This is a genomic window from Nodularia spumigena CCY9414 (genome assembly GCF_000340565.2).
GTDB lineage: Bacteria > Cyanobacteriota > Cyanobacteriia > Cyanobacteriales > Nostocaceae > Nodularia > Nodularia spumigena.
This window is the reverse complement of sequence record NZ_CP007203.1, coordinates 1,254,085-1,275,695: the sequence shown is the minus strand read 5'-3', so window position 1 is coordinate 1,275,695 and position 21,611 is coordinate 1,254,085. Positions and strand designations below refer to the sequence as shown.

Below are 21,611 nucleotides of genomic sequence, written 5' to 3'. Positions count from 1 at the left end.
ATTAGGCAAGAGTTATTTGCTGCTTAAGCAAAAGCCGATCCCAATCAATATGGGGGTGTGGCGGAATGGTAGACGCTACGGACTTAGAAAACTGAGCCTTGATCGAGAAATCTTTCAAGTGGAAGCTCTCAAATTCAGGGAAACCTAAATCTGTTTACAGATATGGCAATCCTGAGCCAAGCCGAAACAAGTCCTGAGTGTTAAAGCTCATAACTCATCGGAAGGTGCAGAGACTCGACGGGAGCTACCCTAACGTTAAGCCGAGGGTAAAGGGAGAGTCCAATTCTCAAAGCCGAAGGTTATTAAAACCTGGCAGCAGTGAAAGCTGCGGGAGAATGAAAATCCGTTGACCATAATAGGTCGTGTGGGTTCAAGTCCCTCCACCCCCACTAAAAATTGAAGATACAAGCAGACCTGCCTGTCACTTTACCCATAAGTTTGCCGTAACAGCAAGCTTATGGTTACAGTAAATGTTGCTTTACCTTGATCACCACTGGGCGATCGCCTCAAGCGTACATCTGGAACTACTGTTTCGTCAACGCCTATAGCGTCAGCTTGTGATTTACCCAATCTAAATTGAAAATTGTGGCGTAGATTGGGTTTTTGACTGTTAAATTGCTTTGGTGTTGGGTAACAAGTCCCGATAAAAATAATTCTAGATATTCAGGGGAATTGTGAACTAAGATTTTTCCCCGTTGGAGAATTTTATTATATAGCTGCAATAGATTTTTGCTTTTAGGAATATTGTAAAGTAAGCGATCTCTGATAGTTATTAAATGCTTTGGTTCGTCTTGAGCTTCCCAATTTTCAATAATTTGCTTCTGGACAATTTGCTTAACCCACTGGTTTTCTTCATCTTCTAGATAAGGGTAAATTTCTCTACTATTATGGCAGTTATTCACAATTAAAAACAACAGTTTTTGGGTGAGAAATGGCTGTCCTCCCGTCCAAAAAAAAACTTCTTTTAAGATTGCTGACGGGTTACTAACTTTGCCTATTAATCCTGTTAACAAAGGCTGACTATCTTTGATTTGTAATTCTTGAAGTTGAATGACTCTACCAATATTAAAAGGTTTAGAGTAGTGTTGGTCTTGAATCAAGTCTGAAGGTGTAGCTACTCCCAACAAAGCAAATGAAAGTCGCCTATAGGCTGGTTTGATAGCGCGATGATCATAGCAGTGACGAATCAGGGCAAAAAATTCGTCTGTGGAAAAATTCAAATTTAGCAGATGATCAATTTCATCAATAAAGATCACAATTTTTTCCTGAATTTGCGTTAATAATACTGTTTCGATAAATTTATTTAAGCACTGGATAGGAGAAAGATGATCATGTTCTCTTAACCAACTACGCCGATTTATTTGTAGTTTAAAACCGCTTATCAATTCCTGAATAATCCCTCCATACCATTGAGGTGGAGTAATTTCCTGGCTACCAATCCCGCTCAATTCAATTTCAGTACAGGCTATTCCCATAGCTCGTAATTTATCCATTGTCCGCACTCGCAAGCTAGATTTCCCCATTTGTCTAGCGTTGAGAACATAGCAATAATCCCCTGCTAATAAACCTTGGTAAAGTTCTGTGTCAGCCTGTCGCTCTAGGTAGGTAGGGGCATAAGGCGGCAGACTGCCACCTAACTGATATTGATAGGTGGCGTTGAGTTTGGCAAACATTGGGATGATTCAGATGCTTAAAATCAGGTTTAGTTATAATTATTACACAACTTAAGATTTTCAAAATAGGACTTACGCAAGAACTCTCTAAAACCCTCTTAACTTTGTGTCCTTTGTGTCCTTTGCGGTTCGTTCTTTCATAATTTTGCGTAAGTCCTGCAAAACCTGAATTTAACTGAATTTAACTAAATTGGCTGATTTTTTAAACTCCTAAATTTAACTCAAGTATTGAACTGACAAGCTGGGTATCATATAAACAACTGCTATATATCTGATAAAAAATGTGGGCAGATAAATTTATATAGCAGTTAAAAATAGTTAAACAGCCTCTAAACCCCACATTCCGCACTTCCTTTACTAATGAAACTTGAGGACAAAATATGGCTACTTATCAATAGTCCCATAAGCGATCGCTAATCGCAGCTTTTTCCAGTTGGGACGATTTCTGCCTTTTTCATACCAAGAACGCAACAACCCAAAAAAGTCTTCATAAATTTCAGGATAACGAAAAAGCACGTCTACATCATCTAAGTATAGAACTAGAGGGTTGGGAAATCCTGCCAATAAATATGTTTCTAAATAAGTTGTGCAACTTACCTTAGCGCCCATACCTTCTGCATCCCAATATTCATCTAACTGATTAGGTAAGTTAAGTTCTCGACTAAGATTTAGACATAACCAACGCAAGAATTTATTTAGGTTAGTGAAGTGAGTTTTCCTCTCAGCCATCTCTAAACTTAAACTGACTATGCGATAGCCTTGCTTTGCAATTTGAGTTAATACCCGTTCCATAAGGTACGTTTTACCCATGAGTTTAGGTGCTTTAATCCGAATCAGAGAACCAGGCTGCAACAGAGTTTCATAGCAGAGAAATTCAATGGCAAAACGCTCTACATATAATTCTGGAATTGGTAAGTTGTGTTTAGTTTGAGTTAAATATAGAGAAGTAGTAACTTCTTTGAGATTGCCGTTGTGCTGTAGGATATTAGCAGTAATTGATTCTGGAGTTCGTGAGCAATATTCATCTTTAAATTGCTTATCCCAACATTGCTTTTCCCAATGTCGTTTTAGGGCTTCTTTGAAATTACTTTTTTTGACTTTTTCTCCTAGAGCTTTTGTCAGTAATTTCCAAAGTTTGGGTGCAACGTCTTGGCTAATATAACTTGTTGCATATTGATTTTTAGCCGCAATTTTATGATATTCTTCTCTTTTCCAAGATCCTTTAATTATAATTATTTCAACATCAGTTAAGGCTCTATTACACTTTGCCAAAACTGCTTGGTTAGCAATTTTAATTGCCTGATCTAAGTTTAAATCCATAACCATGAAAAATGAAAGGGTATATTTATCTATCTAATGGCAGGGTCACGATTTACAATGCGTTCTTCTAACTTGCTAGATGGAGTGTAATATTGAAGTATGACCTTTTTTGATGTAATAACTGTTAACTGTTAACTGTTAACTGATTTACTCAGGCGTTCATCTAGGGAAGCTAGGGCTGCACCAGCAGTTTCAGCGATAATACTAATGAGACGATAGGAGGCGATCGCACTAATTATAACCGCAGATGGAAACCTGTGCTGCAAAAGTGCGATCGCAGTCACTTCAAATACACCCAAACCACCAGGCGCACCCGGAACCACAAAACCTAACAACCAAGCAAAGCTAAAAGCCCCTAATAATAAAGGCAATTGGCTCAGATTTAATGGAGTTAGAGCAAACACAGTTAAAATAAACCCAGTACCACGCAATACTAAAAAACCTAATTCCCCTAACAAAGGTCGTAGAGGATAGCGTTTAACTTTAAAGGGAATATTCGGCTGAGTCTTCGCACTAGACCTTTTCACCTTTAATTTGTAGACAAAGCGAATTGCTGGATTCAAAAACCGGGGATGAACCGCACAAAGCACCACAGCTAAACTCACAAATTGTAAAATTTGTACAGACAGAGTAGTATGAGTAGCTGCAAATTGGCTGCCAAATATAACAATAATAATTAAAGCCGCCGCCGCCATCAATAGCGGTTCTAGCAATACGCTTAAAGTAGCCGCACCAGCAGGAATATTAGCATTTTTCGCTGCCACAATTCGCCCATAATGATGCCAGACATTACCAGGTAAATATTTAGCAATATTTGTTTTTAAGTAGACTTGAATAAATTCCGCACATGGCACAGATTGATTTAATTCCTTGAGAATCCAAGTCCATATCCAACCACCCCAAATATGTGCCAGTAAAGTTACGCCTGTCGCTATGGACATAATAGCCCATCCTACTGCATCAATTTGGATTGCAATCACTTCAGACCAGTGATCCTTCAGGGCTTTCCCTAAAAAAAATAGTGTTCCCCCTAAAATTAGCCAGCGTAAAATTTGCTTCATCATTTACAAAAATAAAAATATTTTCAATCACCAAAATCGCCTAAATTTTCGCCTGATATCTCTCTACAGTTAGATAAATGTCTGATTTTAGTATCAAGTATATTGTTACCTACGCTAGAGGCGAACTTATTTTTTTATTCGTAATCTTGGGAAGGGTTACGAAATATTTGCCAAGTCTAACACCAAGCAAAAACTTGCTGATTATCCAAACTATTAAACTAAGCAAATCAATGACCTGTTGTCCTGTATCAAGGAGGGCTAGATGAATAGTGTAATAGCTTTCTGGAAAAAATTAAAACTACGCCAGATTTTAACTATCTTTGTAGCTGGTCTATTGTTGATAGTTAGCACTGCTTGTAGTGGCGCAAATCCTCAAGGTGCAAACCCCGAAAATCCTGCCGTCCAGGCTGGTGGCGCTAACAATCCTTATAAGGGTGGTGGAGACAAATATACCAAATATAGAATGACCACCGATCCCAAAGCGATTGAAAGAGAAGAGAAAAAAGAAAGTGATCGAGCTAGTTTACAGCCAGATTTACAAGTTTTGATTGCCATAAATAGAGACTCTGAAATACTTTATCCCGGTGCTGAAACACCCAGAGGTAGAGTTGAAAAAGAGAAGGAATTGCCAATCATCACTGACAATAACTTTCAAAGACCTGCGCCTGGTGGTTTGATTCAACGAGAACCAGATGTAGGAACTCGGATTCAAAAACGCATTGAAACAGTGCAGGATTCAGTTAAAGAAGCTTCTAGTTTTTTGCAAGACAAGGCAGAAGAAGCAAGTTCTCGACCTGAGTTACAAAAAAATCCAGCCGTCGGTAAATAGAACTTTTGTTTTATGCCCAGATTTGAGATTTTAAGTCAATCCCAAATCCTCTCAAACAAGTGCTAAACAGAAACGCGATTCATCGCGTCTGAGTGCAGCATAAGTTTAACTTAATCACAAGCATTTCAGGAGTAACATTATGAAAAAAGTCATTACTTGGCTAAAAAATATCCGTCCTGTTAAAATTTTAACAGTCTTTTTGGCAGCAACATTCCTCTTGATGACACAGGCGTGCAATCGTCCGGGAATAGCGCAACAGCCACCACAACCAAATGCTCAACCACCAAATGCTCGACAATACAATCCCACAAAAAGTTATGAACTCAACGCCCCAGAAGGTGGGATGAATAACTTTAGTGATGTAGATCCTACAGCCAAAGCAGCTGAAAGAGCCGCAAATGCTAGAGCCGCAGAACTGGCGAAAAATGCGCGCAGAAACGTTGAGCAGAAGGGTATTGATAGTTCAGAGCAATATGTCCGCAATTATCAAGAGGGTACACCCTTGGATGAACGAATCAAGCGCCTCGGTGAGGATGTTGGTAGTTCTGCTGAAGAATTAGGTAAAGGTGTCACCAAGGGAACTCAGCGCGGAGTGGAAAATATTCAGAAAAATACTGGACGTGCTGCTGAAGACTTGAGTAAAAGTGTCAAACGTGGCACTGAGGATACCACAACTAATCTGCAACGCCAAGCTGAGGATACAGCTGATGCAGTGAAAAGGACTATGAGAGAAGTTGATTTAGATTAGTTTGAGGTAAAAGAACCCTGGTTTATTGACTAAATCGGGGTTCTTTCGGCTAATTAGGGTTAACTAAGAATATGGATTTGTGTCACGCAAAGGCGCAAAGAAAAAGAAAATCTAGTCATAGTAGGTTGGGTTGAGGGTTTGCAAAACCCAACGCCAAAAAACCTCGCTTTTGTTGGGTTTCACTGCATTCAACCAAACCTACAAATACTTTATGTTTTCAGAGTCATAGAAAAGCGCTAATGACTAATGACCAATGACCAATGACCAATGACTAATTTTGCAAATACCAAGTTTGTAGTGCTAATCTTTGAACTTCACGCCAAGGGATATTATGCTTGCGAGCTAAGTCTGCACAATCTTCATATTCTGGCTGGATGTTAATAATAGATTTATCTTTTTTTTGTCCTTTCCATGCTATTTTAACCCGAACTTGGCCGTATTCAATTTCTACTGATTGAATTTCTCGTTGTAAGATGGCGCGCTGTTGGGTACTCCGGCGAATTCCTAAAGTTGTGGTTTCGCGGAATAAAACTGCTTCACAAGCCGGTAAATTTTCCTGATGACAGATGACAGTTAATAAAATTCCTGGACGGGATTTTTTCATTCCGATGGGTTGGGTGAAAACATCCACTGCACCAACGGCAAATAAGGCTTCAAAGACATAGCCGATCGCCTGGGGATTTAAGTCATCAATTTGGGTTTCCAGTACGATGATGGTTTCTAAATTAGAATGGGGATCTTCAGAATTATGAGGGCGATCGCCTAGCCAAAGACGTAATATATTAGAAATAGGTAAATTGATAGTTCCGGCTCCCAGTCCTACTTGTTTAATGCTCATTGGTGGTGGTGAACCAAATTCTGTAGCTAGGGTAGTGGCGATCGCCGCCCCTGTTGGTGTCACCAGTTCCCTCTCAATGCCATTACTAAAAACCGGACAACCCCGCATTTCCCACAACTTCAATACAGCAGGTACTGGTACAGCCATCTCACCGTGAGCGGCGCGCACTGTTCCCCCACCTGTGGGCAACGCTGAACAGTATAGTAAAGGTAATCCCTGATCATTACTAGCAATCCCTAACCAATCCAAGCCCAAGCACGTACCCACAATGTCCACAATGGCATCTACAGCGCCCACTTCATGAAAATGAACCTTTTCTGGCGCAATGCCGTGTACTGCCCCTTCTGCCACTGCTAGCTGTCGAAATACCGCCAAACTCCAGGCTTCTGCCCGTGTTGGTAATTCGGCTTTGAGGATCATTTTTTCGATTTCTGGCAGGTGACGGCCGTGGTGGTGATGGTGGTGGAGTAAATCAACATGAACTTTCGTCGCCTGCTGCCCATTACGTTGCACAAGTTCGCCTCTGAGCTTATAATCTTGGGCAATTCCCAATTTATTGAGTGTTTCACTTAAATATTCCACGGGAACACCCAGACTAACTAAAGCCCCTAGACACATATCACCAGAAATTCCCGTCGGACATTGAAGATAAGCAACTTTAATCATATAGATAACTTAATCAACTTTATTTTTAGACTTTGCACAATTATTTTGATGTAAATCATTGCGGATTTGTGGAATGCGCTCATCCATCGGTGAAAATATGTCTAATGCGGAATTTAATATTTTCCCTGAACTGCGACATTTCCCACCTCTTACTCAGAACTGGCTATGGCAAAAATTTTCGCTGTCCATCCTGATAATCCCCAAACCCGCCGTATAGAGGAAATAAAGTCAGCGCTCTCTAGTGGCGCAGTTATGCTCTACCCTACAGACACAGTTTATGCTATTGGTTGTGATTTAAATGCCAAGTCGGCAGTAGAACGAGTGCGGCAAATTAAACAGTTAGCTAATGATAAACCACTGACATTTTTGTGTCCCTCACTATCGAATGTGGCAACTTATGCCTTTGTCAGTGATACAGCTTATCGGATTATGAAGCGCTTGATACCAGGGAGTTACACGTTTTTACTACCTGCTACCAAGTTAGTGCCTCGACTAGTACAAAGTCCCAAGCGAAAAACTACTGGGATTCGTGTACCCGATCATCCGGTATGCTTGGCATTGTTAGCCGCGTTGGAAAATCCGATTATTTCAACTTCGGCACATCTACCACCAGATGATGAACCAGTAGAGCTAGATTTAGAACCTAGACTATCACGGGTGGAACTGTTTGATCGTTTGGATAACTTGGTAGATGTAATTATAGACACTGGTGAGGAAACAACTTATGAGGTGTCTACAATTTTGGACTTGACGGGAGACGAACCAATGATCACAAGGCGGGGTTTAGGTTGGGAAGCAGCAGCAGCTTGGGTATAAAAAACAAACTTCACAGGCAGATTCTTAATTTTCGGTGAAATGTTATAAAAAAGGCTCCAGTTTTGAGATCGTCATACCGAGAATATCTGGCAGTGGGTAAAATAGGATGGCGATAAATGTCGATATAGCAAGTCTTTTCACCACTTTTAAGGCGTGGCAGATATCTATGTGCTATCCCCAATGTGGTTGCTGGTACAAAAAGCGACACACTAATTTTGTTGTAACTTTTTAACTAGCTTACAGTCTTATATATGAGCAGTGCTTGCAGTGGGTTTTGAGAATGTCAAAAGAGGCAGGGGAGCAGGGAGCAGGGAGCAGGGGGGAGGATTGGAAGGAGCTTGTACTCCCACCAATCGAGAACGCCCTGGAAGGGCGGGGCTTGATACCCATGTTCCGCTCCGCTTCACGGCTTCGGGTCAGGGATTGCTCCCCCTGCTAGAAAGCCCCCTGCCCCTCCGCCTCTTTGGTCAAATAATTCTCCAGCCAAGGCTGGTCTCATTTGCTGTATCTGCGTTGTAGTTACGGTGCAATACCACACTTAAAGAAAAGTCATGAAAGCCAACCTTGCAAATCTACCAACTTCTCAATCCGCTTTTTTCTGCAATGTTTCGCCGGACCAATTGCTCGCGGACAATCACAATAGCTTGAGACAAGTGCTATGTAAGGAAATGCAAGCTCAAGTGAAGGCGGGATCTAAGTGTGTACAAGCCGTATCAGCACGCATCGCTACAGAAGTTGAACGAATATGTGATAAAAGTTCGCGCATCCAACAATCTGGCGAAATCCAGTCATGGCAACTTAATTTAGCTCGGCATCGTTTGCAAAAGTGCCTGCATTATTACCAATTGGGTTCCAGACGGGGAAGGGTGGAATTACATAGTACTTTAGGTGCTATGGTTTATCGCCATGTGACGATTGCGGGTTCTGAGTTGGGGTTTAATGCTCGTTACAGTCTGATTGAAGATTTTCTGCAAGCGTTTTACATTGAAGCTATTAAAGCTTTCCGGCGGGAAAACCAACTCCCAGAAGATTATCAGCCCCGGACTCAGTTGCAATTGGCAGAATATATCGCGTTTACAGAGCAATATGCCAAACGCCGGATTAATTTACCTGGTGGTAATAATCAGCAATTGATTATTCTCCGCGCCCAAGGTTTTGCACGTCGTCAGCCCCAGGAAACGACTGTGGATATTGAAATGGCGGTGGAATCTGCTAAGAGTGAAGAAGCTGAATCTTACCAGCGTAACTCGGCGGTGCAACAAATCAGGTCACAGATGGTTGCCCAAGCTAATTTTGATCCTTCGGAGGAGTCGGAACGCGATCGCGTGATTGCGGAATTGGCAAAATACTTGGAAGCTCAAGGTCAATCTGACTGTGTGGACTACCTGACGCTGAAGTTACAAGACCTCTCAGCCCCAGAAATTGACGAAATTCTCGGTTTAACTAGCCGTCAGCGCGATTATCTGCAACAGCGTTTTAAATATCATGTGGAAAAATTCGCCAAAAATCACCATTGGCAATTAGTTCATCAATGGTTAGGTGCGGGTTTAGAGCAAAAGTTGGGTTTAACTTCTGGACAATGGGAAATCTTTGTGGGTGTATTATCTCCTGAGCAGGAAGAAATTTTGCAGTTGAAAATTAGCCGACACAGTGATCAGGCGATCGCTAAAACTATCAAATGCACACCCAAACAGCTACAAAAGCGCTGGACTCAAATGCTAGAAATAGCATGGGATATCCGTAATGGTCAAAATGACGTTCAAGCTAGTTAAAGCTAAATTTACTCAAGCTCAACTCCTGTAATTACAGATATCAATTCCCTTTACTATTTTTCCTGATTTGGGATAACTTAGAGGCGAACATCGGGAAATTAACAGGAGTTTATCTTATTCGTAATTTCTCCAAACTTGTAAAACTGTGATTTTTATAGTACAAAAATACCATTATTTGAGATTGTTGTTGATTAATCTAAACTGACATAACCAAAATTAAAAATTTTAGGACTTACTCTTGCTTCCTGGGAATCGTAAAATCAGGAAACCTTGTGAAATGAATCAGGATAAATATGAGTCAAGGCGGAAGAGCAGTTACATCTGGTAATGTCTTAGAAAACTCTGTCGAAGGTGCTTTACTGGGACATAGATATGTTCAAGTTGGCTGTGATTTACCCAGAAAACAGCGCCTGGGATGCCTTTTAAGCTCCCATGACATACCCAAAAGATATGCAAAACAGGTTTATATTGGAAAAGGAATTTATGGTAGCGATATATATGTAGATTTTTATATTATTGGTGCTGCGCCAATTTCTGCGGGACTAATTATTGAATGTAAATGGCAGCAAAGTAGTGGTTCAGTCGATGAAAAACTGCCCTATCTCAATTTGAATATTCAAAATTGCTATCCCACACAAGCCCTCGTATTAATCGACGGTGGAGGTATGAAAACACAAGCAATCTCATGGTTAGAAACACAAGTTGTCTCTAACCAAAACTTATTAGCAGTTTACGACTTGAGGAAATTTATTATTTGGTCTAATAATCATCTTTAATAGTTACCAGTAAAGAAACCTCATTGGCTTTAATTACTGACAGCCGATTAGTAATAGGCGTTGGTAGTGGGTCTAAATCCAATACTACTCGGTTAAGCAAATTCGTGAGCCGAAAACTTTTGTAGAGAAGTTCCATGAAACGTCTCTACATTCCTTAACCGAAAAGTAGTGGATCTAAATCCCCCAGCAGAAGCATTGATAACTGATAACTGATAACTGATTTAATAGGAAGTAACTAAGACTTCAGTGATTTTGCCTCGCTTTTTGGCATTAGAATTAATTGATCTGGCTGCTGATATTGTGTAAATATTAAACTTGCTATAAAGTTCACGAATAAAAGTACAATCTGAATTAGATAACATAACTTTTACTCCACGGTCGGCTAATTGTGCAAAGATATCCCTGAGTAAAAACTGTTTATTTTCAGTAAAGCAATAGGTGCTATAAGCTGTAAAATAGCTGGTTTCACTTACAGGATAGTATGGTGGATCAAAATAAACAAAATCATCACTGCTAGTGGCATGATTTAAGACATCTGTAAAGTCTGCTTGTTTAATTTCCGATGTCGCCAGTCCGGCTGAGGCGGCTCTTAGGATATTGTCAGGACAAATATTAGGATTTTTATATCTGCCCAACGGCACATTGAATTTACCTTGGGAATTAACTCGATAAAGTCCATTAAAACAAGTTTTATTCAGATAAATGAAACGAGCCGCTTGTTCTAAATCACTACCTCCAGGATAGGCTCTCACATCATAGTAATAGTCTTTGTTATGCCGCTTTTGATGTTCTTCCAACAGTCCAATTAATTCTTCTACATGGTTTCTCACACAGCGATAAGTAGTAATTAATTCGGCATTAATATCAGTTAATATGGCTGCTGGGGGATGGAGATGGAAAAAAATGGCTCCACCGCCTAAAAATGGCTCGTAGTAAGTTTTATATTGCTTGGGAAGATAGTTAATGTATTGTGGAATTAACCGACTTTTCCCCCCAGCCCACTTTAAAAAGGGACGCGGGCAAGTTTCTTTGGGGATTTGACTTACCATGTATTTACGGTTGACCTAAAACTCAGCTACTAAATATAACAAATATAGCTACAGAAGCATATTTTAAATGATTTGCGTAATTTTTGGCTGCATAGATTACAATTGGATAGAATCAAAGCAAATGTAATTCTATAACAAGGCAGTCTATATTCAAATGTTTGACGGATTTTGGGATAACGTCTTTCGCTACCCCCGCTACTTCATTACAATCCTCTTAGGGGTGTTTCTGAACACGATTGAGCCATTAATGCCATTGCTAAAACGCCCTGTCACCTTGATTGCTCTGGTGGGCTTTTTTGTGGGTACTCTAGTTTTTGTGAGTCTCACTGTCCGGGCGATGTTGGGCTTGAGTACAGTCTAAGCTAAAAGTGTCCGGGTGTTGATCTCTAGGCAGCAGCTATGGCCGTTGAATGCGTCAAGCTCTGTTCTACCAGTTTATATATAATTTATGTCGTACAACCTCTGTGAGGAGGCAAAAATTTATGGCTACTAATCGCCGCATTTCCCGCGTTGCTGAGTTGATTAAACGGGAAGTTAGCCAAATGCTACTCCACGGGATTAAAGATGATCGTGTGGGTACTGGAATGGTCAGTGTTACCTATGTAGATGTTTCTGGTGATCTCCAACACGCTAAAGTCTATGTCAGTATTTATGGTACAGAGTCAGCTAAGTCAGAAACAATGGCGGGCTTAAAGTCAGCCACTGGTTTTGTCCGTAGTGAACTGGGTTCAAGAGTCAGGTTGCGTCGCACCCCAGAGGTGATTTTTATCGAAGACGATTCCATCGAACAGGGTAATAAGGTGTTGTCGCTGTTGAACAAACTTGAGGATGAGCGATCGCCATATAATATGACAGTATCCGAGAATACGACCGATGAAGACGATGAATCTTCTGAAGAAGTAACTCATTAACAATGTCATTTTAGAACAATTAACCCCTAGGGAATTCGCTAAGGAGTTTACAGACGGGATCATATCACGTCTGTTTTAATCTGAATATAACGAAGTGTAAAGAGTCGGTAATACCAGGTAGATAGCAGGACATTTTTTTGAGGAGAAAAGCAACGAAAGCAACATCCATGCTAAAATCCGCTAATACGCACTATAACGTTTCGCGACGTGTCCCGTAGCAAATTGTTTTTACCCGTAAGTTAAGAGTTCACCACAAAATCAAATATTTCATGCTTGATGAATTTATGGCTAGCACAAATGATGATGGCGGCGAAAATTGATCATTCTCTCGTTCATGACTTACGTAACCTTTGGTGGCAAATGAGCAGGTATTAGGATTGTGGTGATCATCTTACGCCAATTATGAGTAAAATTGGCACTGCCTTGTTCTAAATACTGTTAAGCTGAGTATAAAGGCAAAAAAGCATATTTGATCACAAGTGTTTACCGACACAAAGTCGTTAACCTCAGTGCTACAATTTACCAGAAAAATTGTTTGCTTTTTCAGCAATTATTCAAAAGTCTCACATTTTGAAGTTTTTCTGATATGGCAACGGCCTCATATTTGGCAATAGTTTATGGCGGTTTTCCGGCTGAAAATTAGCCATAACCAAATTCCCAAATATCTCAGGTAAAGCTTCTATAGCAACCGCCAAGGACGTTAGGACATAAACTGATCATAAAAGTTAGACACCGAAAGGTTTTTACCCTACGGACCACGGACCACGGACCACTCCCCTGCTATATGTGATTATTTTGTACATCAGCTATCCACTATATGATATAATTCCGCCAAAATAACCATGCTGAAAATTAACAGCAGCAAGACCTTGAGGTATATTGAAGACAAATCAAACTATCTGGCCAGCAAGTTAAGTTAATTACCCTAAGATCACAAACTCCAGTGCATTTTTCATTCTAGTCAGGATTTGTTGACATTCTTAACATTTCTTTAGATAATTTGAAGGTGTATAGCGTCAAAATAAAATGAGTTCCGTATAGCAAACTACAAAATCCTAGCCACAAGTCTAATCCTTGTCATGTTTGTTTCCGGCATTTAATGGGAACACTATCTACTTGTAAACTTTGTGAGTAAAAACCATGAGTGTGAATACGGTGCCTTCTATCAATTACTACTCTTACTACTCTTTGGATGTGATCCAAGATGAAGCACGCCGACTGGTGGAAAGAGGAATGGTCAGTCGGCAACAGCCAATATATACCCTCTGCCAATACATTCCTGCGAGAGAGTGGGTTTGTGTGGAAAGTGAGTTAGAAAAATGTGATTTTTTATTACGCGATCGCATTGGCGATCTGATTGGTCGTGAACAATGGGAAAACGACTAATCATCATGTGATTCAGATTTTGGATTGGGACTTTATTTTGGATGTCTATATTTGACAGCAACGAATTGAATAGCTAATTTGAGGGATAATCTCTAGTTTTGATATATATTTCCCCATCCAGAATCTTAGTTTTTCCATTAACCCAGAAGCATTAGACGCTGAAATTTATACAATTTTTCCAGTTACGAATAATGTAGATTTGCTGTCCGGGGCGGTTTAATATGTTAAACTGCCCCGGTAATTTTTTTGATAGTCAACCTACTTGCTCTAAATATTGGTTAACGTCTTCAATAATTCGCGTCAGTTCAGCTTCTGTAGTTAAGCGAATGTTGATATTGCGGATAGTCAGCAGGACTTTAGCCGCAAAGGGAGTAGGCCAAATATTGGGGTTACAAAAAACTTCTAAAAATACATCACCAGTGTAGCGATACTCAACGGGAGGCTGAGGAGTGACTTTACCGCCCCCTGGAGTGGGTTTAGCGGCGACAGCTTTCAGGCGTTCCATTAATTGGTCAGTTGCTGCCTTTAATTCCCGTGCTGCTTGGGGTGAAAAACTGAAAGTGACAGAACCTTCAATCAGATTCAGTGTCAGAGGAGTTGAAGACATGAGTTCTTGATAAAACTGATTGATAATTATCTATGTTACCGGAATAGGTGATGCTTAACGCGGAGACTTTCCCTGCCATCGTGCAAATTTTGACAGAGTGGTGTGAATTTAGGATAAAAAATTGCTCCCGAAATTTACTGCTATTAATGATAATATATGCTGTTATGGCGTAGTGAAGTATACAAAGGTGGGCAAGAACCACAAGATCCATCATCTTCAGATGTGTACTTGATTTACTGGCAAAGTGCTGTTATTTGTATAGCGATCGCCTATATCTATCAAGGTTAGAGAAAATTTTAGTGATAAATACTCTCACTAAACCCACAAAAAACCAGAGACTAAAGACAGATATAATCCTTACGGCGTAAGACTTTGACACAATTAAACTGAGTTTTAAGTTTTACATTATTAGTCATAGATATAAATGTTAAATCTACTCTATGACTGACGATAATCGCCCCGAAGTGCAAAAGGTTTTAATTATCACCCTATTGCTGAACCTGCTAGTAATCGGATTGAAAGGATTTTTAGGGTACATGACAGGTTCTTTAAGCTTGTTAGCCGATGCCTTGCATAGTGTTACCGATGCTGCCAATAATGTTTTAGGATTAATCGCCAGTAAATATTCTGCCCCCGAACCAGATATAGAACACCCTTACGGACACCAGAAATTTGAAGCTGTGGGGGCTTTAGGAATAGCAGCTTTTTTAGCCATAGCCTGTTGGCAAATTCTCCAAGGTGCTGTGGAGCGGATAATTCAGGGTAGTGAACCTGTGAATATATCCCCTGTGGAGTTGTGGTTATTGCTGATTGTCCTGGGTATAAATATTTTTGTGGCGTTTTACGAACGTCGTGTAGGTAAGCGGGTAGGTAGCCCAATTTTGGTGGCTGATGCGGCACATACTATGAGCGATGTTTGGGTGACTATAACTGTAATTGGGGGTTTGATCGGGGTTTGGCTAGGTTATCAATGGCTGGATGTAGTCTTAGCTTTTCCTGTGGCTTTGTTAGTGTTTTGGACTGGGTTCTCAGTTGTTAAAACCAATTTACCTTGGCTTGTAGACCAAATGGCCATAGCACCAGAAACAATTTATGCGATCGCCACTGCGGTTCCGGGAGTAATTAACTGTCATAAAATCGCCTCACGGGGTGTTCTCGGTCGCCAAGTCTTCATAGAAATGCACTTAATCGTCGATGCACCAGATGTAGAAACTGCTCATCACATTACCGAAGAAGTAGAACGCCGACTAGAACAACGTTTCAGTCCCGTGAGGATTTTAATTCATATCGAGCCACCAACATACAAATCTGAGCAAATTAGCTTTTAACGCAACGGCGGGGACTCGCCCACCTCTGTCTTTTGTCATTTTTTTACCATCAAAAAATTTCACAAGCAATTTTGCCGGGATTCCTTAGTTATTTATAATACAAATAGCTGGAATTGTTCATAAAAATTATTATATATAATTCATTTTAATTAAAATTTATTTATCCGACTGTCAACAGGAATTTACGCAAAAATACGGCAATTTTAAAGAAATTGTGAACTGCTGATGAACACAGTCACAACTCGTTAATATCAACTCCATTAATTAACTCTGTAATATAGTTATGCTAGGAATGAGAGTATTTAACCATTAACGGTGTTTGAGAAATTGAAAAAAACTGCTATGGCACAATATTAGAGGATATTTTAAAACAACTTGTAATCACTAGGTTTGAAACGTGAGTACTAACTATATTAACATCCCGGTGACAATTGATATTAGCAGATGTAATAAAGAGCCAATTCATATTCCTGGCTCTATTCAGCCTCATGGAGTGCTTTTTGCTTTAAAAGAACCAGATTTAACTATCCTGCAAGTCAGCGATAATATATTCAACTTATTTGGGTTACACCCCGAAGAATTACTAAATAAAAATTTAAACTATTTTCTCGAAACTGACCAAATTAGTTTACTAACAGAGTCTTTAGTACAAGAAGATTTACCGATTGTTAATCCCATTGAATTGACTATCAACTTAAAAAATGAGCCTGTAAATTTTGATGGGATTATTCACCGTTCTCATGGAGTTTTAATTTTAGAATTAGAACCGACAAAAGCGGAAAAAAGTAATACATTTTTCAAATTTTACCATTTAGTAAAAATGGCAATGTCAAAGCTACAATCTGCATCCAATTTGGCAGAAATTAGTCAGATTGTTGTCAAAGAAGTCAAGAAAATTACTGGTTTTGATAGAGTCATGCTCTATCGATTTGATCAAGATTGGAATGGTACAGTTATTGCAGAAGAAAAACCAGAATATCTGACAGCTTATTTAGGCTTACATTATCCGGCTTCTGACATTCCCACCCAAGCCAGAAAACTCTATAGCCAAAACTGGCTGAGATTAATACCAAATACTTATTATCAGCCTGCGGCCATTGTACCAACCAATAATCCCTTGACTGACGAACCTTTAGATTTAAGCAGGTCAGTCTTACGGAGTGTTTCGCCTTTACACGTTGAGTATATGCACAATATGGGCGTGACAGCATCAATGTCAATTTCTATCATGAAAAATGGCAACCTCTGGGGACTAATTGCTTGTCATCATCAATCACCTAAATATATTCCCTATGAAATTCGGAATGCTTGTGAATTTTTGGGGCAAATGACATCTTTAGAAATGGCGGCTAAAGAAGATAGTGAAGATGTAGAATATAAAATGCAAGTGAAATCTTATAATTCCAAGTTAGTGGAATATATGTCATCAGAAAGTAACTTCATTGACGGTTTAATTAACAAGCAGCCAAATCTCCTCAATCTTGTGGATGCTCAAGGAGCAGCCGTCTGTTTTCATGGCAATTATTTCACGGTTGGTAAAACTCCTGAACAACAGGATATTAAAGATTTAGTGGAATGGATAAATCAAAACCAGCAGGAAGAGATTTTCTACACTGATTCCTTATCTCAAGTTTACCCACAGGTGGAAAAATTGCGGGATGTGGCAAGCGGTTTGATGGCAGTTTCCATTTCCAAAAGTCAAAAAAACTATGTTTTATGGTTTCGCCCAGAAGTAGTGCGAACTGTAGATTGGGGCGGTAATCCTAATAAACCTGTAGAAGTGAAACAAAATGGAAGTATCCGCCTATCTCCCCGGAAATCTTTTGATTTATGGAAAGAAACAGTCTTATTAAAATCAGTTCCCTGGAAATCCTATGAAGTGAATGCAGCACGAGAATTGAGAAGTGCAATTATTGGCGTAGTGCTGCGGAAAGCAGATGAACTAGCACAGTTGAATATTGAACTAGAACGCAGTAATCACGAATTAGATGCCTTTGCTTATATAGCTTCTCATGATTTAAAAGAACCACTGCGCGGTATTCACAATTATTCTAACTTCTTGATAGAAGACTACGCTGATACCCTGAACGAAGAAGGTAAGAACAAATTAAAAACATTGATTCGTCTGACGCAGCGCATGGAGGATTTAATCGATTCCCTGCTGCATTTTTCTCGCTTGGGAAGAGTAGACCTTTCCATGCAACCAACAGACCTGAATGATGTAGTGTATCGCAGTTTAGATTTATTGAGCGCCCGCATTGAGGAGATGAAGGTAGATATTCAAATTCCGCGACCGCTACCAACAGTGTATTGCGATCGCGTCCAACTAGGTGAAGTCTTTAATAATTTGATTGCTAACTCGATTAAATACAATGATAAACCTGAAAAATGCCTTGAAATTGGTTATATAGAGGAACCACAATTACCAATCACATTGTACGTCCGAGATAATGGTATCGGTATTCGAGATAAACACTTTGAAGCCATTTTTCGGATTTTCAAACGGCTCCACGGACCGAGTAAATATGGCGGAGGTACTGGGGCGGGTTTAACTATTGCCAAAAAAATAGTAGAACGTCATGGCGGTAAAATATGGGTAGAGTCAACCTACGGTGAGGGTAGTACCTTCTATTTCACATTACAGGGAGTGAACTAAACCGATGATTGGTAATTTTGCCAGACCTTTACTAGTAATTGAAGATAGCGACGAAGACTTTGAAGCCTTGTGTCGAATCATGAAAAAACAAGCTGTTGTCAATCCTGTGTTTCGCTGTAGTGATGGCGAGGAGGCACTAGACTTTCTTTACCACACCGGGACTTACAGTGATAGCCAAAACTCTCCTCGTCCCGCCCTTATTTTGCTCGATTTGAATTTACCGGGAACTGATGGGCGAGAAGTCTTAGAAAAAATCAAGCAGGATGAAGAGTTTAGATATATTCCGGTAGTTGTATTTACCACATCATCTAATCCTAAAGATATCGAAATATGTTACCAATATTGCGTTGCTAGTTATATGTTGAAACCAATTGATATTAATAGATTGGTTGAGACTATTCAAACCTTCATCACTTATTGGTTAGATATTGTAATCCTCCCTGATGCTGTTAACAATTAGTTATGGCGCAACCGCTAACTGTTTTAATTGTCGATGATTCTCCTGAAGACCGGCAAGCTTATCGTCGTTATCTATTACAAGACCAGGAATACAGCTACACAATTCTCGAAGAAGAATCAGGAGAAGGAGCGTTAACATTATGTCGGCAGTTTCAGCCTGATGCTATTTTATTAGACTTCTTACTGCCAGACTTAGACGGTTTGGAATTTATGGCGGAATTAAAACAGCAATCACAACAAGCCATCCCAGCAGTGATTATGTTAACTGGTTATGGTAACGAAGCTGTGGCGGTACAGGCAATGAAAAGCGGTGTCCAAGATTATTTAGTCAAGGGACAAACCACGGGCGAGTATTTGCGCTCAACTATACACTCAGCAATTAAAAATGCTCAACTTAGTCAAGAATTGCAACGCAGCGAGGAACGTTTCCGCACCTCCGTTGAGAATATGCTGGATTGTTTCGGCATTTTTTCGGCTGTGCGCTATGAGACGGGCGAAATCCTCAACTTTCGTGTTGATTATATGAACGCCGCAGCTTGTGAATTTAGCCAGATGAGTTCAGGAGAACAGGGCGAATATCTGGGCGAAATTCTGCTGAATATTCGAGAGAATGGCTTGTTTGATGAATGTTGCCAAGTTGTAAAAACTGGTCAGCCCTTAGTTAAAGAAGCACTCGTTTATACTTCTTTGAATAGTCAACAGCAATCAACCAGAGTTATTGATATTCGCATTACCAAAATGGGCGATGGCTTCGTCGCTGCTTGGCGAGATGTGACGGAAAAAAAACAGGCAGAGGCAAAATTACGAGAGAGTCAGCAGTTCATTGAACGCATTGCCGATACCACACCGGGAATTTTGTACGTTTATGATTTGATGAAACAGCAGAACGTCTATACCAATAGTCAAGTTATTAATCTACTTGGTTATACTTGCCAACAAATTAAAGGTATGGATTCTGAGTTTCTATCAACTTTAATGCATCCTGAAGATAGGGCGCGATTTCTGGAACATCTGCAACTAATCAACGTAGCTGAGAATGGCGAAATTCTCGAATTTGAATATCGGATGCGACACGCCAATGGTGAATGGCTGTGGTTTTATAGTCGGGATACTGTTTTTAATAGGAATGTTGACGGTTCGCCGCGCCAAATTGTGGGTACTGCTTTTGATATCACTGAGCGTAAGCAAGCAGAGGAACAGCTACGTTTAAGTAATGAGCGTTTTCAACTAGCAGCAGCAGCAGTTAATTGTCTAATTTATGATCGGGATATTAAAAATAATATTGTTAGTAGAACAGAGGGGTTAACCCGGATTTTGGGCTACTCCTTAGAAGAAGCTGACCCCAGCGCTGAGTGGTGGATAGAGAAGGTTCATCCCGAACATAGAGAGCGTCTGCTCAATCAATTGACGGATTTCTTTAACCGTGAAAATTACTATACTATTGAGTATAAGATGCGTCATAAAGACCAAGAGTATAGGTATGTATTAGATCAGGGCATAATTGTTCAAGATCCTCATGGTCAGGTAGTGCGAACAGTGGGCAGTGTGACAGACATTAGCGAACGCAAACAGGCTGAAACAGCTTTGCGCGAAAGTGAGGAACGTTACCGTTATTTATCAGACTTAATTCCACAACTTGTCTGGACGTGCAATTCTCAAGGGGAATGTGAGTATGTCAATCAACGATGGTATGAATTGACTGGGCAAATGCTCGAAGAGGCGAAAGGGTTTGGTTGGACAAAAGTTATACATCCAGATGATCTCTCCTCAGTCATACCGGAATGGACACAAGCCTTGCAGAGAAAGAAGCCCTACGAACAAGAAATGCGCTATCAAAAACATGATGGCAGCTATTGTTGGCATCTAGTCAGAAATGTGGCTATTAAGGATGAACAAGGACGAGTCGTCAAGTGGTTTGGCACTGCTACAGATATAGACCATCGCAAGCAATTAGAAGCGGAACGGGATCGGCTGTTGCAGAGGGAACAAGCGGCACGCAGTGCAGCCGAAAAAGCCAACCAAACTAAAGATGAGTTTGTGGCTATGGTATCTCATGATTTGCGATCGCCACTTAATGCTATTCTGGGTTGGGCAAAATTATTGCGGACTCGGCAACTACCTCCAGATACCGTTACCAATGCTTTAGCAACCATCGAACGCAATGCCCAATCTCAGGAAAAACTCTTAGAAGATTTGCTAAATATGTCACGCATTCTTCGGGGTCAGTTGCAGTTGGAAGTCTGCCCAGTCAACCTGGTGAACATTGTCAAAGCATCTGTGGAAACTGCTTACCCCTCTGCTCATGCTAAGGGAATTCATTTAGCATCTGTAATTGATGAGTCCATTCCGCCCATTGTCGGTGATACCCACCGTTTGCTACAGGTTTTAGGTAATTTACTTTCCAATGCTATTAAGTTTACCCCATCCGGTGGACGAGTCCAAGTGCAACTGGCAAAAAGTGATGATTCCGAAATCCTCATCCAGGTGAGTGACACAGGTTTGGGTATAAAACCGGAATTTCTGCCCCATGTGTTTGACAGGTATCGTCAAGCACATTGTACTGCCAAACACAGTGGTTTAGGATTGGGTTTAGCGATCGCTCGTCATTTAGTAGAATTACACGGAGGTACTATTCAAGCCCATAGCCAAGGCGAAGGACTAGGAGCTACTTTTAGCATCAAGTTACCTTTTTGACACTCCTGTGCCTAAAGGCATC

At 40.3% G+C, this 21,611-nt stretch carries 20 protein-coding genes and 1 pseudogene; 13 read left to right on the top strand and 8 right to left on the bottom strand.

Going from position 1 to position 21,611, the window contains the following annotated elements:
- Positions 1-426: 426 nt before the first annotated feature.
- The 4 genes and pseudogenes from NSP_RS25885 to NSP_RS05600 all read right to left on the bottom strand — a co-directional run bounded on the left by NSP_RS25885 (position 427) and on the right by NSP_RS05600 (position 4,057).
- A complete protein-coding gene (locus NSP_RS25885) occupies positions 427-570 on the bottom strand; it encodes a hypothetical protein (RefSeq protein ID WP_157133642.1) in 144 nt (47 codons plus the stop codon).
- Positions 543-1,673: an AAA-like domain-containing protein gene (locus tag NSP_RS05610; RefSeq protein ID WP_006194984.1), complete on the bottom strand. Its 1,131-nt coding sequence runs from the start codon at positions 1,671-1,673 to the stop codon at positions 543-545. The genes NSP_RS25885 and NSP_RS05610 overlap by 28 nt, the downstream gene beginning before the upstream one ends.
- 396 nt (positions 1,674-2,069) lie before the next feature.
- A pseudogene (locus tag NSP_RS05605) lies at positions 2,070-2,993 on the bottom strand (AAA-like domain-containing protein); the annotation flags it as partial.
- A gap of 131 nt (positions 2,994-3,124) precedes the next feature.
- Entirely contained in the window at positions 3,125-4,057 is a 933-nt protein-coding gene (locus tag NSP_RS05600; protein WP_006194982.1) for a lysylphosphatidylglycerol synthase domain-containing protein, read from the bottom strand.
- Positions 4,058-4,316: 259 nt separating this feature from the next.
- Between NSP_RS05600 and NSP_RS05595 the strand changes: the two genes are divergently transcribed.
- Together NSP_RS05595 and NSP_RS05590 are read left to right on the top strand one after the other, a co-directional pair.
- On the top strand, positions 4,317-4,883 hold the full coding sequence (locus tag NSP_RS05595) for a DUF6658 family protein (protein WP_006194981.1): 567 nt from the start codon (positions 4,317-4,319) through the stop codon (positions 4,881-4,883).
- A 139-nt stretch (positions 4,884-5,022) separates the two neighbouring features.
- Positions 5,023-5,631 carry a hypothetical protein gene (locus tag NSP_RS05590; RefSeq protein WP_006194980.1) on the top strand — a complete coding sequence of 203 codons (609 nt, stop codon included), beginning with the start codon at positions 5,023-5,025 and terminating at the stop codon, positions 5,629-5,631.
- Positions 5,632-5,902: 271 nt separating this feature from the next.
- Here the strand turns inward: NSP_RS05590 and larC are convergent, their stop codons facing one another.
- Positions 5,903-7,135 (bottom strand): nickel pincer cofactor biosynthesis protein LarC, encoded by a 1,233-nt coding sequence (gene larC / locus NSP_RS05585; protein WP_006194979.1) that lies wholly within the window; start codon positions 7,133-7,135, stop codon positions 5,903-5,905.
- Positions 7,136-7,300: 165 nt separating this feature from the next.
- Here larC and NSP_RS05580 point away from each other — a divergent pair, with 165 nt between their 5' ends.
- From NSP_RS05580 to NSP_RS05565, 3 genes are all read left to right on the top strand, one after another.
- Positions 7,301-7,951, top strand: a complete 651-nt coding sequence (locus NSP_RS05580) for an L-threonylcarbamoyladenylate synthase (RefSeq protein ID WP_006194978.1) — start codon at positions 7,301-7,303, stop codon at positions 7,949-7,951.
- 551 nt (positions 7,952-8,502) lie between these two features.
- On the top strand, positions 8,503-9,723 hold the full coding sequence (locus tag NSP_RS05570; RefSeq protein ID WP_006194977.1) for a HetZ-related protein: 1,221 nt from the start codon (positions 8,503-8,505) through the stop codon (positions 9,721-9,723).
- Positions 9,724-10,016: 293 nt separating this feature from the next.
- Positions 10,017-10,499, top strand: coding sequence for a PD-(D/E)XK nuclease superfamily protein (locus NSP_RS05565; RefSeq protein WP_006194976.1), 483 nt, complete (start codon positions 10,017-10,019; stop codon positions 10,497-10,499).
- Here NSP_RS05565 and NSP_RS25880 read toward each other — a convergent pair.
- Entirely contained in the window at positions 10,483-10,635 is a 153-nt protein-coding gene (locus NSP_RS25880) for a hypothetical protein (protein ID WP_157133641.1), read from the bottom strand. The two genes, NSP_RS05565 and NSP_RS25880, sit on opposite strands and share 17 nt — an antisense overlap.
- An 85-nt stretch (positions 10,636-10,720) precedes the next feature.
- Entirely contained in the window at positions 10,721-11,548 is an 828-nt protein-coding gene (locus tag NSP_RS05560) for a DNA adenine methylase (protein ID WP_006194975.1), read from the bottom strand.
- A gap of 154 nt (positions 11,549-11,702) precedes the next feature.
- Here NSP_RS05560 and NSP_RS05555 point away from each other — a divergent pair, with 154 nt between their 5' ends.
- From NSP_RS05555 to NSP_RS05545, 3 genes are all read left to right on the top strand, one after another.
- On the top strand, positions 11,703-11,909 hold the full coding sequence (locus NSP_RS05555; RefSeq protein ID WP_006194974.1) for a DUF751 family protein: 207 nt from the start codon (positions 11,703-11,705) through the stop codon (positions 11,907-11,909).
- A gap of 121 nt (positions 11,910-12,030) precedes the next feature.
- Entirely contained in the window at positions 12,031-12,459 is a 429-nt protein-coding gene (rbfA, locus tag NSP_RS05550; protein WP_006194973.1) for a 30S ribosome-binding factor RbfA, read from the top strand.
- A gap of 1,140 nt (positions 12,460-13,599) precedes the next feature.
- Positions 13,600-13,845 carry a DUF4327 family protein gene (locus NSP_RS05545; RefSeq protein ID WP_006194972.1) on the top strand — a complete coding sequence of 82 codons (246 nt, stop codon included), beginning with the start codon at positions 13,600-13,602 and terminating at the stop codon, positions 13,843-13,845.
- Between the two features lie 253 nt (positions 13,846-14,098).
- On the opposite strand, the gene NSP_RS05540 is transcribed toward NSP_RS05545, so the two are convergent.
- Positions 14,099-14,452: a hypothetical protein gene (locus tag NSP_RS05540; RefSeq protein ID WP_006194971.1), complete on the bottom strand. Its 354-nt coding sequence runs from the start codon at positions 14,450-14,452 to the stop codon at positions 14,099-14,101.
- A 156-nt stretch (positions 14,453-14,608) separates the two neighbouring features.
- Here NSP_RS05540 and NSP_RS27160 point away from each other — a divergent pair, with 156 nt between their 5' ends.
- The 5 genes from NSP_RS27160 to NSP_RS05520 all read left to right on the top strand — a co-directional run bounded on the left by NSP_RS27160 (position 14,609) and on the right by NSP_RS05520 (position 21,589).
- On the top strand, positions 14,609-14,740 hold the full coding sequence (locus NSP_RS27160; RefSeq protein WP_006194970.1) for a hypothetical protein: 132 nt from the start codon (positions 14,609-14,611) through the stop codon (positions 14,738-14,740).
- 152 nt (positions 14,741-14,892) lie between these two features.
- Complete coding sequence (gene cdf31, locus NSP_RS05535) at positions 14,893-15,780, top strand: CDF family zinc efflux transporter Cdf31 (protein WP_006194969.1); 888 nt, start codon at positions 14,893-14,895, stop codon at positions 15,778-15,780.
- A gap of 397 nt (positions 15,781-16,177) precedes the next feature.
- The gene (locus tag NSP_RS05530) at positions 16,178-18,436 is read left to right on the top strand and encodes a sensor histidine kinase (RefSeq protein WP_006194968.1); all 2,259 of its coding nucleotides are present in this window, start codon (positions 16,178-16,180) and stop codon (positions 18,434-18,436) included.
- A 4-nt stretch (positions 18,437-18,440) separates the two neighbouring features.
- Positions 18,441-18,896, top strand: a complete 456-nt coding sequence (locus tag NSP_RS05525) for a response regulator (RefSeq protein ID WP_006194967.1) — start codon at positions 18,441-18,443, stop codon at positions 18,894-18,896.
- A 2-nt stretch (positions 18,897-18,898) separates the two neighbouring features.
- On the top strand, positions 18,899-21,589 hold the full coding sequence (locus NSP_RS05520) for a hybrid sensor histidine kinase/response regulator (RefSeq protein WP_006194966.1): 2,691 nt from the start codon (positions 18,899-18,901) through the stop codon (positions 21,587-21,589).
- Positions 21,590-21,611: the final 22 nt, after the last annotated feature.

Excerpts from the sequence above, each read along its gene's own strand:
- NSP_RS05610 (WP_006194984.1), bottom strand. The coding sequence starts at position 1,673 with ATGTTTGCCAAACTCAACGCCACCTATCAATATCAGTTAGGTGGCAGT.
- NSP_RS05600 (WP_006194982.1), bottom strand. The coding sequence starts at position 4,057 with ATGATGAAGCAAATTTTACGCTGGCTAATTTTAGGGGGAACACTATTT.
- NSP_RS05595 (WP_006194981.1), top strand. The coding sequence starts at position 4,317 with ATGAATAGTGTAATAGCTTTCTGGAAAAAATTAAAACTACGCCAGATT.
- NSP_RS05590 (WP_006194980.1), top strand. The coding sequence starts at position 5,023 with ATGAAAAAAGTCATTACTTGGCTAAAAAATATCCGTCCTGTTAAAATT.
- larC (WP_006194979.1), bottom strand. The coding sequence starts at position 7,135 with ATGATTAAAGTTGCTTATCTTCAATGTCCGACGGGAATTTCTGGTGAT.
- NSP_RS05580 (WP_006194978.1), top strand. The coding sequence starts at position 7,301 with ATGGCAAAAATTTTCGCTGTCCATCCTGATAATCCCCAAACCCGCCGT.
- NSP_RS05570 (WP_006194977.1), top strand. The coding sequence starts at position 8,503 with ATGAAAGCCAACCTTGCAAATCTACCAACTTCTCAATCCGCTTTTTTC.
- NSP_RS05565 (WP_006194976.1), top strand. The coding sequence starts at position 10,017 with ATGAGTCAAGGCGGAAGAGCAGTTACATCTGGTAATGTCTTAGAAAAC.
- NSP_RS25880 (WP_157133641.1), bottom strand. The coding sequence starts at position 10,635 with ATGGAACTTCTCTACAAAAGTTTTCGGCTCACGAATTTGCTTAACCGA.
- NSP_RS05560 (WP_006194975.1), bottom strand. The coding sequence starts at position 11,548 with ATGGTAAGTCAAATCCCCAAAGAAACTTGCCCGCGTCCCTTTTTAAAG.
- NSP_RS05555 (WP_006194974.1), top strand. The coding sequence starts at position 11,703 with ATGTTTGACGGATTTTGGGATAACGTCTTTCGCTACCCCCGCTACTTC.
- rbfA (WP_006194973.1), top strand. The coding sequence starts at position 12,031 with ATGGCTACTAATCGCCGCATTTCCCGCGTTGCTGAGTTGATTAAACGG.
- NSP_RS05545 (WP_006194972.1), top strand. The coding sequence starts at position 13,600 with ATGAGTGTGAATACGGTGCCTTCTATCAATTACTACTCTTACTACTCT.
- NSP_RS05540 (WP_006194971.1), bottom strand. The coding sequence starts at position 14,452 with ATGTCTTCAACTCCTCTGACACTGAATCTGATTGAAGGTTCTGTCACT.
- NSP_RS27160 (WP_006194970.1), top strand. The coding sequence starts at position 14,609 with ATGCTGTTATGGCGTAGTGAAGTATACAAAGGTGGGCAAGAACCACAA.
- cdf31 (WP_006194969.1), top strand. The coding sequence starts at position 14,893 with ATGACTGACGATAATCGCCCCGAAGTGCAAAAGGTTTTAATTATCACC.
- NSP_RS05525 (WP_006194967.1), top strand. The coding sequence starts at position 18,441 with ATGATTGGTAATTTTGCCAGACCTTTACTAGTAATTGAAGATAGCGAC.
- NSP_RS05520 (WP_006194966.1), top strand. The coding sequence starts at position 18,899 with ATGGCGCAACCGCTAACTGTTTTAATTGTCGATGATTCTCCTGAAGAC.